Below are 15,088 nucleotides of genomic sequence, written 5' to 3'. Positions count from 1 at the left end.
GTCTGCTACACGCCATATTTCTGGTGTTGGGCGCAGCCGCCGGGACCGCCCGGATACCCATGTGGATGTCCTTCGCAATATGGTTATGTGCAAGGCACGCTTGGATAAACTCGGAGGTGGGTCTTGTCGAAGCGTGTTGAAACAGACGACACAATCATCCAAGGATGGTTAAACGATGCTCGACTCATTTCGATATACGCCGCGCAAGCCGGAATCATCAAGGATAACGAGCTTAATGCTTCTATTGGAGCAGTTGATATACTGCCTGAGAAAAAATTAGGCGCGTCAGAGGTCGAAGTCCTTAGGCGTCAATTGAACAAAGCAATGGAGTCCGTGCCATTTTCTACCCTACTAGAATTGCGAAATGGCTGGGCCAGGCGACACCAAGCGGAGTCAGAAGAAACTTATCTTTCTTCTCGTTTTCTCAGTCACAATCATGGTTCTTGCAGGTCATCTCTCTCAGATATACAACAATGGCGTAAGCCTTTTATCTGAAATACGCGTGCTGTCCGTCTCCCATCCTGACAGGCGATTCGGCCAGCTTTCGCGGCAACTGCTCGCGGCCCGTAAAGAGATTGCAAATTCGGCTTCGAAAAGCGGATCTTTGGAGAGCCAGTCGCTTGGTTTGCAAGCGTATTTCCAAGTATTCGACGATCTTAGAGAACTTGACCTGCAGCTCTCTCAGGTATCAGGTCGGGTTGAGAAATATAGTGATCAGGCTAGTTTCCCAATTATAGGCGCGAAACTTTTCTTATATTACTACTATGCTTTTCAAAGATATCTGAATGTCGCAGATTCTGATACTCTAATTTGGCTGCAAAAACAAAATCCGGCCTCTTTGCCTGGCCCAAATCCAGCACAAAATGGTGCGGTTCCCGTTTCACCTCTCCCTCAGCCCATTGTTGCAGTGCTTTCCGAGCTGGGTCTCTATAACAAGAGCCCTTTTTGTGCTCAGAAAATCGATGCCGAAAATCTTATAAGAGACCAGGTAAGATTTATAGACGATGTCATGCACTATAACTATTTCGCCAATGTTGCTAAAGAATATTTCTACGCAAATATATATAATAATTGCTTTGAGTCGATAAAATATGGGCCGTCCTATATCCCAAGCATGGACGAATTGGCTTCGAGTGTAAGTGGCTTGATTGCACCCTACGCGATGTGGATTCTTCCTGGCTTGTATGGGGCGATTGGTGCAACCATTTTCTATCTGCGTATGATCCTGGATCCCCTCGTTCCTGATCCAAGCAAATCGCGCATTTTCCACCGTATTGTTCTCGGAGCCCTGTCAGGCATGGTTCTAGCTTGGTTTTGGGTTCCGGACACGCGGTTTGGAACAGATCTCGCGAATATTGGATTTAGCTTGTTTGCACTTTGCTTTATATTCGGCTTTAGCCTTGACGTGTTCTTTGCCATGCTGGACAGATTCGTGAAGGTGTCAGTCGGAGCTATTGGCCAAATGGGAGCAGATCAGGCGAAGACCTGATCTGCCAAAGACCGTCTCTAACTTGGCGACGGACGCCTGACTCTCAGAACAACCCTTCGATCTGGCCCATCTCGTTGAGGAAGATCTTTTCCGAGGACGGCGCCTTGGGCAGGCCGGGCATGGTCATGACCTCGCCGCAGATGATGACGACGAAGCCGGCGCCCGCCGAAAGCCTGACCTCGCGCACCGGCACGGTGTGGCCGGTCGGCGCGCCGCGCAGGTTCGGGTCGGTCGAGAAGGAGTACTGGGTCTTGGCCATGCACACTGGCAGATGGCCGTAGCCGGCCTGCTCCCAGGCGTGCAATTGGTCGCGCACCGACTTGTCGGCGATCGCTTCCGAGCCGCGATAGATGCGCTGGACGATGGTGTTGATCTTCTCGAACAGCGGCATGGCGTCGGGATAGAGCGGCGCGAATTGCGAGGCGCCGGATTCGGCCAGTGCCACCACCTTGTTGGCGAGTTCCTCGATGCCGGCCGAGCCCTTGGCCCAGTGCTTGCACAGGATCGCCTCTTCGCCCATCGAGGCGACATAGTCCTTCATCGCCTGGATTTCGGCGTCGGTGTCGGAATAGAAGTGGTTGATGGCAACCACCGCCGGCACGCCGAACTGGCGGATGTTTTCGATGTGGCGGCCGAGATTGGCGCAGCCCTTCTTCACCGCCTCGATGTTTTCCTTGCCGAGGTCTTCCTTCTTGACACCGCCATTCATCTTCATGGCGCGCACGGTGGCGACGATGACCGCCGCCGCCGGCTTCAGACCCGCCTTGCGGCACTTGATGTCGAAGAATTTTTCAGCACCGAGGTCGGCGCCGAAGCCGGCTTCGGTGACGACATAGTCGGCGAGCTTCAGCGCCGTGGTGGTGGCGACGACCGAGTTGCAGCCATGGGCGATGTTGGCGAACGGGCCGCCATGGACGAAGGCCGGGTTGTTCTCCAGCGTCTGCACCAGATTCGGCTGCATGGCGTCCTTGAGCAGGACAGCCATGGCGCCGTCGGCCTTCAGGTCGCGGGCGTAGACCGGCGACTTGTCGCGGCGATAGGCGACGATGATGTCGCCGAGGCGCTTTTCCAGGTCCTTCAGGTCGGTGGACAGGCACAGGATGGCCATGACTTCCGAGGCGACGGTGATGTCGAAGCCGCCCTCGCGCGGAAAGCCGTTGGCGACGCCGCCGAGCGAACAGATCATCTCGCGCAACGCCCGGTCGTTCATGTCCATGACGCGGCGCCACACCACGCGGCGGGTGTCGATACCGAGCTCATTGCCCCAGTAGATGTGGTTGTCGATCAGCGCCGAAAGCAGATTGTGCGCCGTGGTGATGGCGTGGAAGTCGCCAGTGAAGTGGAGGTTCATGTCCTCCATCGGCACGACCTGCGCATAGCCGCCGCCGGCGGCACCGCCCTTGACGCCGAAGTTCGGGCCAAGCGAAGCCTCGCGGATGCAGACGATCGCCTTCTTGCCGATGCGGTTGAGGCCGTCGCCGAGGCCGACGGTGGTGGTGGTCTTGCCTTCGCCGGCCGGGGTCGGGTTGATGGCGGTGACCAGGATCAGCCTGCCGTCCTTGTTGCCTTTCACCGATTTGATGAATTCGGCTGAGATCTTGGCCTTGTCGTGGCCATAGGGCAGCAGATGCTCGGTCGGGATGCCGATCTTCTGGCCGATCTCCTGGATCTGCTTTTTCTTGGCGGCGCGCGCGATCTCGATGTCGGACTTCACTTCGGCCATGACGGCTTTCCTCTGGATTGAACGGTGGAGGGGACGGGGTTGATCTCTATCGCAAGCAGGTTGGAACCGGGCGCGCGGGCATGTTCTAACCCTGTCGCTGCCGTGGCGTCAACTTCCATGCAACTATGTTTCCTATAGAGAAAATTCTTTTGCGGCCGGCCGACCTGTCCTCGGTTCTTTCTGGCTCCGCTTGCCGCGCCGTATAGAAGCCAGAGCAGGGGCGCTTCCGCCGTCTCAAAACAGCCGCACAATGCACGGAATGCGACAGAGGCGACGGCGCAAATTCGCCATCGCCGAATTGCGGGGTAAGCAGCCTTACTGCGTCAGCACGTTGCTGATTTCGACCATGTTGGAGCGGACCCGCAGGATGTAGAAGCCCATCGTCGTCAGGTGCGTCGGCAACAGCCAGCCATCCTCGCGGCCATTGGCGATGATGAAGGGCTGGATGCGCAGCGCCGAGACGAACTGCGCGTCCATCGTGTCCCACAGGCTCTGCAGGTGCTTTTCCTTGATGACGTCCTCGAAGTCGGCCTGGGCACCCTTCATCAGGCCGTAATAGGCATAGAGCTGGCCGTAGGCGAACCAGTAGCGGTCGTCGGCGCGGGTGTCGAACCAGCCATTGTTGTGATTTTCGGCGCGCTCCTTGAGGATGGCGGAAGTCGAGCCGATGTCCGACGCGATACGGTCGATATACTGCTTCAGATTGTCGGCGCGGGCATCGAAAGTGGCCTGGCAGGTGGCCAGCCGTGCGTTGAAGGAGCGCAGCTTGCGCACCGCGTCGCGGTAATAGCTCGGCGTCGGCGTCTTCGGGCCGAACGGGCTGACGCCGAAATACCAGGTGTATTCGTCGAATTGCAGATTGCCGCGCGCGTCTTGCAAATCGGCATCGATCTGCGAGGTCGTGCGCACGCGGCCGAGATTGTCGGCAAGCTCGGTCGCGGTGCGTCGCACAGCCTGGTTGATGCCACGCTGGAACGAGGCCTTGTTGTCCATCCACGGCGTATCGTCCCAGTCGATGCCGAACAGGCCGAGCTTGTAGAGGATCATCGACGAGATCCAGGCATTCTGGTTGACGTTGAAATCGGTCAGGTCGGCCGCCACCTGGGCGATGCCAGAGTTGCCGCAAGTCTTTGCCGTGTCGGTGCCGGTCCCGGCGGCCACCTGCTCACCGGCGGAAACATTGCGTTTCTCGAACGTGTAGGTGTCAGGGTAGTTCGGGTTGAATTTGTTCCACCACTGCGTGGCATAGAAGAAATTGGCATAGAGGCCGATCAGCACCAGCACGGCCAAGCCGACCACGGCCTTGAGGATCCAGCCGCGCCGCGTGTACCAGCTGCCCGCCCATAGGAACGGCCACAGGATAGCGCCGATCAACAGGCCGATGCCGCGGCCGATCCATTGGAAAATCCGGGTGAAGAAGTTCACGATCGGATCGAGCATGGCTGTGTCATCCCCTCAAAGCATGATGCCAAAAAGCTGCAGACTTTTTGGATAAAATCATGCGCCAAACAATAAGTTAGAACGAAATGACGGTTCATTTCGTTCTAGTCAGTCAGCCCGTAGAGGCGTGTGCGAAACGCCACCTTGTCCTTCAAATATGTGGTTTTCAGAACGTCCACAACATGCGATCTCCAGGCGTCGCTGAAGCCGTCATAATCCTTGTAGAAGCCCTGCTTGTTGAAGATGTAGCGCGAGACGAAGTCGCTCGGCACGAAATCCGAGATCAGCCGGTTGGTCAGCCAGGCGTCGGGGTGGTCGGGCTTGGCGCGGATTACCAGGAAGCGCTGCTGCGGGAAGACATCGTCGATCTTGAGATGGCCAAGCTGGGCGATCTCGCGCTTGGCGGCGTTGAGGAAAGGAAAATTGCCGTCCTTTGTGATCAGGTCGGCATGGCTCTGGATCCAGGTCTGCAGCCAGACCTTGTCGACATCGGTTAGATTGCGGTTCGGCTCGGCGTCGCGGATCAGCGCGCGCACCACCATCTCGGCGCGGTGCTCGAGATAGCCCGAGGCTTCGATCCAGGAGGCTCGGGGCAGTTCGATGCGGCCGGTGCTGGCCAGGAACTTGAACACCTTGTCGGCGTCGTTGATCGACAGATAGCTCACCTGCCATGGCCGCGACCGGCGAAAGCCCGGAGCGGCGGGATCGCTGATCACCGTCGTCATGCCGGGGTCGACGAAGACGTAGAGCCCGCCGAAATGGCTGGTCCAGTAGGCGTTGTGGCGGAAGATCACCTGGTCCGGCACCAGCGCGTTCTCGCGGATATCGCCGCAGACCTTCGCCAGCTCCACCATGCGGGTCAGCATGGCATTGTCGCGCCAGGCGTCGGGCTCCTGCTTCAGCCGGTCGACCAGCTTGCCGAGTTCGGCGGCCTTGCCCAGCACGTCCTCGGCCGACAGCACCTTGAACTCGACCTGGTTGATCGACAGCAAGTCCTCGATGTCGTTGACCTTGGGAACGGAGTCCTCGATCTCGCCGTAGATGACGTCCTTGATGGTCAGCGCGTCGATGGCGCGCTGGTTCTTGGACATGAACTCGAACATCAGCTGCGAGGTGTTGGAGAAGGCCGTGTGCACCACCGGCAGGTCGATCTGCGACGGCGTCAGGATGATGAAGCGGCGGTTGACCTCGTTGGGATCGAGATAGTCGGGGTCGCCGCATTCGTCGGCGATCTCGGGCGAGAAACCGGTACGGTCGATCTGGAAGCTTTTCAACTTGGTGGGAGGCAGACCGAAGGCGGCCAGCGCCTTGTTGTAGCGCTGGATGAGATGCGGCTCGTCGACGGTGAGCAAGCGGCCGTAGATGAGTTCGTTGTCGCGCAGAAGGTCGGGTTTTTTGGCGGCGGCCATTATGCCTTCTCCCCGTTCACGGGGAGAAGGTACCCGAAGGGCGGATGAGGGGCGCGAGCCTTCCTTCTCCCCTTGTGGGAGAAGGTGGATCGGCGCGACAGCGCCGAGACGGATGAGGGGTGTTCCAGCGGAGTGAGACGCTGGTGTTCTCTGGAACACCCCTCATCCGTCGCCTTCGGCGACACCTTCTCCCACAAGGGGAGAAGGGGGCGTCGGCGTGCTTCACGCATTCCAAAGCCCCTTCTTCTTCATCTCCTCCATCTCGCGCGCCGCCCTCTCACGCAACCTCGCGTCGCGCAGCAGTTTTTCCACAGCGGCGTCGTCGGACTTGTCGGAATAGCGGAACTCCGAGTCGGCGTAGCGGTTGATCTCCTGCATGACCATGTCCATCGAGAACGGGCCGCGCAATTCCTCGATCATCGCTTTCTTCTCGTCATAGGTCTTGTGCATGAAGGCTTCCGGCTTCTCGAACCAGTCGTCGGGAAGCTCGATGTCCATGGCGCGCATCTTGATGGCGTCGGTGACGTTCTTTATGGCGCGGCCGGTGAAGCGCGGCTCGGCGTCCTTGATCAGGTGCAGATAGGTGCCGATGTCGGCCATGGTCTTGGGCGCGCCATTCTCCTTCATGTAGCGCTCGTAGACCTTCATCAGACCGTCTTCCTGCGGCTTTTCATGCTCCTCATAGGCCTCCTCGACAGCGCGCTGGATTTCTTGCGCGGCGTAGAGCTCGTGCTTGCCCAGAGGGATTTCGTGGTTCTTGCCGGCCAGCAGCACAAAGATGTCGATATAGTCGTCGCGAGTCTGCGGACCGTCGACCAGCCAGCGGGCGCCGGCGCGCTGGCGCAGCGCATCGTCGACATTTTCCGGATAGTTGGAGAACATGCCGAACGAGCAGTTGCCGCGCACCACGGTTGACGCGCCGGCAAAGGCATCCATCAACACGCCGGTGATTTCCTGCTGGCCGGCCGAGGCGCGGTCGTCGGAGCGGCGCGCCGCCACCTGGTCGATGTCGTCGATGGTGCCGAAGCCGATGACGCGCGGGTTGAGCACATTGTTGATGAACTGGCGGCAGTTCTGGCCCGACTTGCCCTGATAGGACGAAATCTGGTCGACGCCGAAATTCTCATAGGCGAAGGGATAGCCGGCGACCTGGCAGTAGCCGTTGACGAGGCCGGCGATCATCTGGATCAAAGTCGTCTTGCCGGTGCCGGGCGCGCCGTCACCGATGAAGGTGAACAGGAAGCCACCGAGCTCGACGAACGGGTTCAGCTCGCGCTCGAAATCATAGGCCATCAGCATCTTGGCGAGCTTGACCGACTGGTATTTGGCGATGTGGTTGCCGACGACCTCTTCCGGCTTCTTGAAGGTCATCACCAGCGGCTTGGAGCGCTTGCCGGGGGCAACGTCGAAGCCGTCGAGGGTGAAATCGTCGGCATCGATGCGGATATGGGCGTTCTCGAACGGGCCGATGCCGTCGAAGCGGCCTTTTCTGGCCAGCAGCCCGTCGATGGCGACACGGGCGAAGGCGCGCGCCCTGATCATCAGGTCGGCATCGTCCTTCGAGCCCGCTATCGCCTTGTCGAGACCGGCGAGGATAGACTTCACCGCATCCTGCGGCGTGTCGAAGAGAAAGTCCGGCTCCGGGATGTCGTTGGGCGCCTCGCCGTCGCTGTCGATCAGCTGGGACAGATAGGACGCCAGGCTGAAGGCCGAGATGTAGGCCGAGGCGGACAGGAGCTTCTTGAAGGCCGATGCCTCGTCGCCCTCGAGCGGGGCGCGGGTGTTTTTCGCTTGCAGGCTTTCAAGGTCGGAACCTTCGGCGAAAACATCCGATACGGCGAGCGCAATCGCCGTGCCGCGCCGGGCGCGAAACAGAAGCGTGTGCTGCGGGATGGTCAGCAACTGATCGTCGGGATGGACAGCGCCGACGGTCTTCGTGAGCTCGACCTCGCGCGTGCGGCGCACCGAGCCTACCGAGACGGTGGAGATGAAGCGGCGGTTGGTGCCTGCAAGCGCGGTGCCTGATTCGCGTGCCGGGTCTTCCAGCACGACGATGCGGGTGATGAAGCTCTGCGCGGTGGCGCGGTGCTTTTCGATCGACGCTTCCGGGATGGTGGTCAGGCCGGTGTCCATGAAGTGTGCTCCGTGGTGTTACGGTCAGACGTCTGAGATGACCTGTCCGTTGGACAGGATGTGGACCTTGTAGCCGCCAAAGATCTTCTGTGCTTCGCCGGCGGCGTAGAGCGCCTGGTAGGCCTCGTGCGGGATCAGTGCGTGGTTCTCGTAGCTCGACACGCCCTGGCGCGCGGCTTCCAGATCATCGGTGTTGATGAAGAATTCCTGCGTCGTCTTCTCGCTGGAAAACAGCCCCTTGCGGCCGGGCTTCTCGCCCTTGGAATAGACCTCCTGGATGGTCCAGGTCAGCAGCCAGGCGTTTTCCGGCTTGCGCACCTTGGCCAGCACTTCGGTCACCGTCGAATTGTTGTCGGTAATCCCCGCCGAATAGAAAGGGCCGAGCACGACACGGCGCAATTGCTTGGGGTGCAGCGGCTCGAAATCCTTGTCGAGGTTGACCGCAATGGTCGCCGGCGACAGCGTGTAGGCGGAGTTCTTCTCGGTGAAATCGTCGAAACGATGGGCAAGCTCGGGATTGAGCAGGCCGTCGACCGGCAGCGGGATGTCGACCTTGTCGTTGAGCTTGCCGTTGCCGTCGACGAGCTGGCGGACCATGTTCTCGGAGGAATCCTCCACCGTCACCATGTAGACCAAAGGCAGGTTGGCGCTGCCGTCGAAGGTCGCCCAATGGACGAGATAGTAGGGCAGGGCCGTCTTCGGGTTGACCGACACCTTGGCCGTCTGCGCCAGCGTGAACGGCCCAAAGGTCTGCTCGCTCTTGACGTCCTCGAGATAGAGCCGTTCGGCCATCGACTTCTGCAGCGCTTCGGGGAATTCCTTATGGCGCAGGATGAAGTCGGCCATCTCCTCGCGGAGCTCGCCGGCCAGCGGGATGTTGGCGAGCCGGCTGTCGGCCTGGCGACGGTCGTTTTCCAGTTCGAGCAGGTTCTGGAAGACAGGAAAACCGCTTTCGGCGCGGGAAATTCGGAACGTGTCCATGAAGCCCAGCCGGTTGCGCCAGCAGGAGAAGGACTTGTCGAGCCGGGCGATGTATTCGGCAACGATCTTGGCGACGATACCGTGCCGGTAAAGCGGCGAGCGGTCGTCGCGCATGAACACTTCAAGGCCGCTGAGCGCGGCCGTGATTGCCGAGAAATACCGCGCCGCCGCGTCGTTTTCGGGGGTCATTCTATCAGCCCTGGGATTGTCGCACCGGTGCGCGCGGCAATTAAGACTGCACGTAGTTGGCCGAATTGTGCTTCTTCAGCACCTCATCGAAGCGGCGGGCGAAGGCATCGTCGGCCAGCTTCTTGCGGCGCTGGATGTCGGCGCTGGCGACCATGTTCTTCTCATGCATCTCGAGCAGGTCGCCAATGTGCTTCTGCGAGGCGGCGCCGATGCCGGCCATGGTTTCTTCCGCGGTGTTGTCGACCTGGCTGCCCAGCGTGTTGATCTTGTGGGCGACGTCCTGCTGGGCGGCGGTCTTCAGCGAATCTTCCAGCGCCTTGTAGAGCACGATGCGCTGTTCGGTATCGATGGTCAGCTTGTTGATCAGCGTCGACTGCGCGGCGATCTGGTTGTTGAGCGAATCGACGAAGGTCTGGAACATCGAGGTGTAGCGCTCGAGCGTCTGGCTTTCGGCCAGCAGTTCCTGCTCCTTGGCCTGCTTCTCATTGTACTCGGTGGCGAGCTTGGAGCGTTCGCCTTCGAGCTGTGTGCGGTCCTTCTGGCTGGTCGAGGCGGCGATCTTGTTTTCGATGTCGAGCAGCATCGGGTTGAGTTCCTCGATGCGCTTCTGCACGGCTTCGAGGTTGGTCATGGTGGTCTTGCGGCGCTCGATCACCTGCGACAGGCTGGCCTCGGAGGTCTTGTAGCGCTGGTCGAGGACCTCTTTCTGCGCCTTGAGGATGCCGACGATGGTGTCGGACTTGGCCAGCAGTTCCTGCAGATTGCCGGCCAGCGACATGTTGCGGACGCGGTCGGTGCGCATGCGCTGCTTGCGCTGCGCCGAAAAGACGCCAACGAAATTTTCCCAGCCGGTGTAGTTCTTCATGCTCTCGAACTCGGCGCCGAAGACGTTGGTGGCGTCCTCAAGGCCGATGATCAGGTCGGCAATGTTGCCTTCCATCACCTTCTGCTGCTTCAGCACATCCTCGATGCGGGCGTTCTCGATGTCGAAATTGGCGTCGCCGATCTTCTTGTCAGCGGTGGCAAGCGTGTCGAGCACGGTGCCGGACTGCTCGATCTTGGTGCGCATGTCCTGGACGACCTGCTTGGTCTTGGCAATTTCGGCATCGAAATTCTGCAATGTCGCCATAGGGGCCTCCCGCTTCGGCTTCCGATCGCTGGTTGCGAACAGCGGCGAATATATGTGGGGCATCCGGGGATTGAAAGACGTGAAGATAGAGGCGGCGTGAAAACAAAAGAATCCGCCAAGGCCTTGAAAGACAATGAAGGTGGGGTCATGGCGTGATTAGCCAGCCGGCTTGGTCTAGTTCAACTGTCATTGAACTTCCGTGCCGGCAAAGCAATCGGTCGCCGCCAGCGCGGATATGCTGAATTCGGCAGGGAATTGAACCGGTTGCAGGCAAACATATCGATGCGGCCGTGCCGCACCGGCGCTCGCTCAAGGCTTCGGATCGGCCTTCAGATAGGCGATGACATTGGCGATGTCGTCATCATTGGTCAGGCCGCCAAAAGCCATTTTGTTGCCAGGAACTTTGAGCTTGGGAGCCCGGAGATATTCAGCAAGATTTGCCTCGTCCCAGACGAGACCGTTCGCCCCGGCGCTCTTCATTGCCTCTGAATAGTGGCCCAGGAAGCTTTCCGCGGAACCCGCGGTGCGGCCGACGACACCCTTGAGATGCGGGCCGACCTTGTCGCGGTCGGTGGCTGCGTCATGGCAGGCCATGCAGCGGTTGAAAACGTGCTTGCCCTGTACGGGGTCGCCGCCGGCATGGGCGGCAATCGAGGTGGCAATGAGAAGAAGGCTGGCTGAGGAAACGGCTCGAAGCATGGCTGACCCCGGAGAGCTCTGGCTGACGGCCTTATAGGGCCGAGGCCTTAACAAACGCTGCATCGTGGCGGGATTGGGGATAGGCGGGCGGGCGCTCAATCCCGTGCGACCGGACGAGGATCTCAGGCTTGCTGTGCAAGGTCGCGGCGCAGGAAATCATGCAGCCGATCGACCGCCGGCGTCGTCGACAGCGGGTTGCGCAAGATGCCGACTTCGAGATCCGGCAGTGCGGGAAGCCCTTCATTGGCGCCAATGATGCGCAGCGACTGGGGCACGCTGCGCTGGGCGAGGCCAGCAACGGCGAGCCCGGCCTGTACGACCGCGATCAGGCCAAGCAGGGAGGCGCTGGAATAGGTGCAACGGTAGGACCGGTCGGCTTCGCCAAGCGCCTGCAAGACGCTCATCCTGGCGGCGCAGCCGGGCTCGAACAGCGCGACCGGCAAGGGATCGGCCTGCCAGGCAACATGGTTGGGCGAGGCGACCCAGACGAAGCGTTCCAGCCGGATGACGTCGAGCGGCTGGTCCGGCAAGCGGGTGACAATCGCCAGGTCGAGTTTCCCCTCGGCCAGGGTTTTCACCAGCGCGGTCGACTGTTCGCAGATCAGTTCCACCGTCACCAGCGGGTGGTCCTCGGCAAAGCGTGAGAGTACGGGTGGCAGCAGGAAGGCCGCATAGTCGTCCGGCACGCCAAGGCGGACGCTGCCCGTCTCCTTCGGCCGGGTGACGCTCGCCCAGGCCTCATCCGACAGCTTCAGCAGCCGGCGGGCGTAGATGAGAAAATCCTCGCCGATGGCGTTGGGGGTGACGGTTCGGGGACCGCGCACCAGAAGCTGGTTGCCCACCATCTCCTCCAGCCGCTGCATCTGCATGCTGACCGCCGACTGGCTGCGGCCGACCCGCGGTGCCGCATTGGACAGGCTGCCGCTCTCGACGACGGCGACGAAGGTTTTCAGGAGGTTGAGGTCAAGCGGAGCAGCCATGGTGCTATCAGCATATCGAATAGCTATGTCCAAATCTATTCGCTTGTTTGAAAGCTATCCTGCTGGCCTGATGGGTCTCGTCCTTTTGAGGAGCGTTCGATGAAGGACCTGCCAACTTCCCGTTTTCCGGCCGCGAGCCTGGCCGTTGCAATGACGATCGCCGGCACGGTCGGCGCCTTCGTGACGGAAGCGGGGCTACATCCCGTGACGATCGTGTTCTGGCGCTGCGTGTTCGGCGCCATGTTCCTGGGCGCGTGGTGCCTGCTGCGGGGCTATTTGCCGGACAGGACGCTGTCGCCGTCCCGCCTTGCGCTGGCCGCACTTGGCGGCGTCTGCATGGTGCTGAGTTGGACGGCCTTCTTCGCCGGCTTCGCCATGACGTCGATCGCCACGACGACGATCGTCTATCACGTGCAGCCGTTCTTCGTGGTTGTCATCGGGGTGGTCTTCCTTAAGGAGCGTATCTCGCTCGACCAGATCCTGTGGATGCTTGGCGCGTTCCTTGGTGTCGTGCTGGCCAGCGGGCTGGTGGTTTCGCATGCGCAAGCCAGCGCAGCATGGGCGCTGGGCATTGCGCTGACGCTGGTCGCCGCGCTGCTCTACGCGGTGGCGACGATCCTCGCCAAGGGGCTCGGCCAGCAGCGCGCCGAGGTCACCGTGCTCTGCCAGACGATCGTCGGAATCGTCATGCTCGCCCCTTTCGCAGGGATCGGCCAGCATGTTCCCGCGCATTCATGGGGCTGGCTGGTCAGCATCGGCGTGCTGCACACCGGCATTGCCTATGTGCTGATGAACTCCGCCTTTCCGCGCCTGACGACGCCGGTGATCGGCATCATCACCTTCATCTATCCGGTCGTTGCCATCATCATCGACTGGGCGATCTATGGGCATCCGCTCGGGCCGGCGCAGGCGGCCGGCATGGTGCTGATCGCCGTGGCGACGCTCGGTGTCCGGCTGGGCTGGCGGTTTCCGCGACGGCGTGTGTCGGCGGTCTGAGGCGGATCGCAGGCAGGCAAGGTCAGGATTTCATGAAGCCGATGAAATCGTCGGGCGCGGCGCGGCCCATTTCCTCTTCCCAGTGGCGACGACAGAGCGACACGTAGACATCCTTGCCGATCGCCACCTGTTCGCCCTGGCGGGCCACCTTGCCGTCGGCGCCGAGGCGCACGACCATCGTCGCCTTGCGGCCGCAGCGGCAGATGGTGCGCACCTCGCGCAGATCGTCGGCGATCGCCAGCAGCGCGCGCGAGCCGGAAAACAGCTTGCCCTGGAAATCGGTGCGCAGGCCGTAGCACATGACCGGAATGTTCAGCCGGTCGGCGATGCGGGCCAATTGCCAGACCTGCTCCTCCTCGAGGAACTGCGCCTCGTCGACGAAGACGCAATGCACCGTCGTATGGTCGTGATGCTCGGCGACGCGGGCGTAAAGGTCGTCGCCGTCGCGGAACATCTCGGCCTCGGTCTCCAGCCCGATGCGCGACGAGATCAGGCCGCTGTCGCCCTTGCGGTAATGGCCGGCCACGAACAGCATCGTCGTCATGCCGCGTTCGCGATAATTGTACGACGCCTGCAAGAGCATCGTCGTCTTGCCGGCATTCATCGTCGCGTAGTTGAAATAGAGCTTGGCCATGCGATCTTTTAAGCTGACTTGCCTCCGCGCGGGGAGAGGCCGCCAACGCATTCCCCTGAAAAAGCAGCCTTGCACGACAAAAGCGTCAACCGTGTCGCTGATTGGCCAGTCCGCGCCGTTGATCGTGATTGCCTTAGCGCTTGAATCCACACCAGAATGGTGTTTGGCTGACGAAACAAGGCGGGCAGAGAAACCGTAACTACGCTTCGCCAAAGAATCACAATGGGAGACTGTCTATGTCGCGTATGAATTCCTTCGCCGCCGGCCTCGGCCTGGCGGCTTTGCTGTCCACGAGCGCTGCCTTCGCCGGCGACGCCGCAAGCTGCAAGACCGTGCGTCTTTCCGATGTCGGCTGGACCGACATCCAGGCGACCACCGGGGTTGCCTCGGTGCTGCTCACCGCGCTCGGCTACGAGCCGAAGGTGATCCAGCTGTCGGTGCCGGTGACCATGGCTTCGCTGAAGAACAAGGACCTTGATGTCTTCCTCGGCAACTGGATGCCGTCGATGACCAATGACATCAAGGACTACACCGCCGATGGCTCGGTCGAGACCATCAGCACGAACCTGACCGGCGCCGGCTATGGCATCGTCGTGCCGACCTATGTGGCGGACGCCGGCGTCAAGTCGCTGACCGACCTTGGCAAGTTCAAGGACAAGTTCAACGGCAAGATCTACGGCATCGAAGCCGGCAATGACGGCAACCGCATCATCCTCGACATGATCAAGAACCCGAAGGACAATCTCGAAGGCTTCGAGCTGGTCGGATCCTCGGAGGCCGGCATGCTGACGCAGGCCGAGCAGTCGATGAAGAACAATGAGTGGATCGCCTTCCTCGGCTGGACGCCGCATCCGGTGATGGGCGCCATGAAGATCACCTATCTCGACGGCATGGGTGACAGCGGCTTCGGCGCCGCGACCGTGTTCACCAATGTGCGCAAGGGCTACACCACCGAGTGCCCGAATGCCGGCAAGTTCATCGCCAATTTGAAGTTCAATCTGGACATGGAAGGCCAGATGATGGACGCGATCCTCAAGGGTGGCGACGCCGCCACGGTGGCGACAGACTGGCTTAAGAAGAACCCGGACGCGGTCAAGCCATGGCTCGCCGGCGTGACCACCTTCGACGGTGGCGATGCGCGGCAGCGGTCAAGACCGCGCTCGGAAGCTGAGCCGACTGAATTCGGCAAGGCCGAACCAGGAAGGGCAGCCATCTTAGAAAAGGCTGCCCTTTTTCATATCCTGTGACAAGATGACGTTGCGCGAGCCGAGAGCAGGGGCGGCTCC

11 protein-coding genes and 1 pseudogene are annotated in these 15,088 nt (G+C 60.7%); 3 read left to right on the top strand and 9 right to left on the bottom strand.

The window, feature by feature from the left end; genetic code table 11:
- The first annotated feature begins 364 nt into the window (after positions 1–364).
- Positions 365–1,489 (top strand): hypothetical protein, encoded by a 1,125-nt coding sequence (locus HB778_RS06840; RefSeq protein ID WP_183462521.1) that lies wholly within the window; start codon positions 365–367, stop codon positions 1,487–1,489.
- A gap of 43 nt (positions 1,490–1,532) precedes the next feature.
- On the opposite strand, the gene HB778_RS06835 is transcribed toward HB778_RS06840, so the two are convergent.
- From HB778_RS06835 to HB778_RS06800, 8 genes are all read right to left on the bottom strand, one after another.
- Positions 1,533–3,212 (bottom strand): formate--tetrahydrofolate ligase, encoded by a 1,680-nt coding sequence (locus HB778_RS06835; RefSeq protein WP_095201946.1) that lies wholly within the window; start codon positions 3,210–3,212, stop codon positions 1,533–1,535.
- A 315-nt stretch (positions 3,213–3,527) separates the two neighbouring features.
- Positions 3,528–4,652: a DUF2333 family protein gene (locus tag HB778_RS06830; RefSeq protein ID WP_183462519.1), complete on the bottom strand. Its 1,125-nt coding sequence runs from the start codon at positions 4,650–4,652 to the stop codon at positions 3,528–3,530.
- Positions 4,653–4,756: 104 nt separating this feature from the next.
- A complete protein-coding gene (locus HB778_RS06825; protein ID WP_183462518.1) occupies positions 4,757–6,061 on the bottom strand; it encodes a DUF6638 family protein in 1,305 nt (434 codons plus the stop codon).
- Positions 6,062–6,283: 222 nt separating this feature from the next.
- Positions 6,284–8,194, bottom strand: a complete 1,911-nt coding sequence (locus HB778_RS06820) for an AAA family ATPase (protein ID WP_183462516.1) — start codon at positions 8,192–8,194, stop codon at positions 6,284–6,286.
- A gap of 24 nt (positions 8,195–8,218) precedes the next feature.
- Positions 8,219–9,364, bottom strand: coding sequence for a hypothetical protein (locus HB778_RS06815; RefSeq protein WP_183462514.1), 1,146 nt, complete (start codon positions 9,362–9,364; stop codon positions 8,219–8,221).
- A 40-nt stretch (positions 9,365–9,404) separates the two neighbouring features.
- On the bottom strand, positions 9,405–10,493 hold the full coding sequence (locus HB778_RS06810) for a hypothetical protein (RefSeq protein WP_027143401.1): 1,089 nt from the start codon (positions 10,491–10,493) through the stop codon (positions 9,405–9,407).
- A 309-nt stretch (positions 10,494–10,802) separates the two neighbouring features.
- A complete protein-coding gene (locus HB778_RS06805; protein WP_183462512.1) occupies positions 10,803–11,192 on the bottom strand; it encodes a c-type cytochrome in 390 nt (129 codons plus the stop codon).
- 122 nt (positions 11,193–11,314) lie between these two features.
- Entirely contained in the window at positions 11,315–12,172 is an 858-nt protein-coding gene (locus HB778_RS06800) for a LysR substrate-binding domain-containing protein (protein ID WP_183462510.1), read from the bottom strand.
- 99 nt (positions 12,173–12,271) lie between these two features.
- On the opposite strand from HB778_RS06800, the gene HB778_RS06795 reads away from it, so the two are divergent.
- Positions 12,272–13,168, top strand: a complete 897-nt coding sequence (locus HB778_RS06795) for a DMT family transporter (RefSeq protein ID WP_183462508.1) — start codon at positions 12,272–12,274, stop codon at positions 13,166–13,168.
- Positions 13,169–13,190: 22 nt separating this feature from the next.
- Here HB778_RS06795 and HB778_RS06790 read toward each other — a convergent pair whose 3' ends face one another.
- Positions 13,191–13,802: a thymidine kinase gene (locus tag HB778_RS06790; RefSeq protein WP_183462506.1), complete on the bottom strand. Its 612-nt coding sequence runs from the start codon at positions 13,800–13,802 to the stop codon at positions 13,191–13,193.
- Between the two features lie 236 nt (positions 13,803–14,038).
- On the opposite strand from HB778_RS06790, the pseudogene HB778_RS06785 reads away from it, so the two are divergent.
- Positions 14,039–14,973, top strand: a pseudogene (locus HB778_RS06785) (choline ABC transporter substrate-binding protein).
- The last annotated feature ends 115 nt before the right edge of the window (positions 14,974–15,088 follow it).

The sequence above is a fragment of the Mesorhizobium huakuii genome (assembly GCF_014189455.1).
GTDB classification, from domain to species: domain Bacteria; phylum Pseudomonadota; class Alphaproteobacteria; order Rhizobiales; family Rhizobiaceae; genus Mesorhizobium; species Mesorhizobium huakuii_A.
The sequence above is the reverse complement of the archived record's forward strand: the minus strand, read 5'-3'. Positions and strand labels throughout refer to the sequence as shown.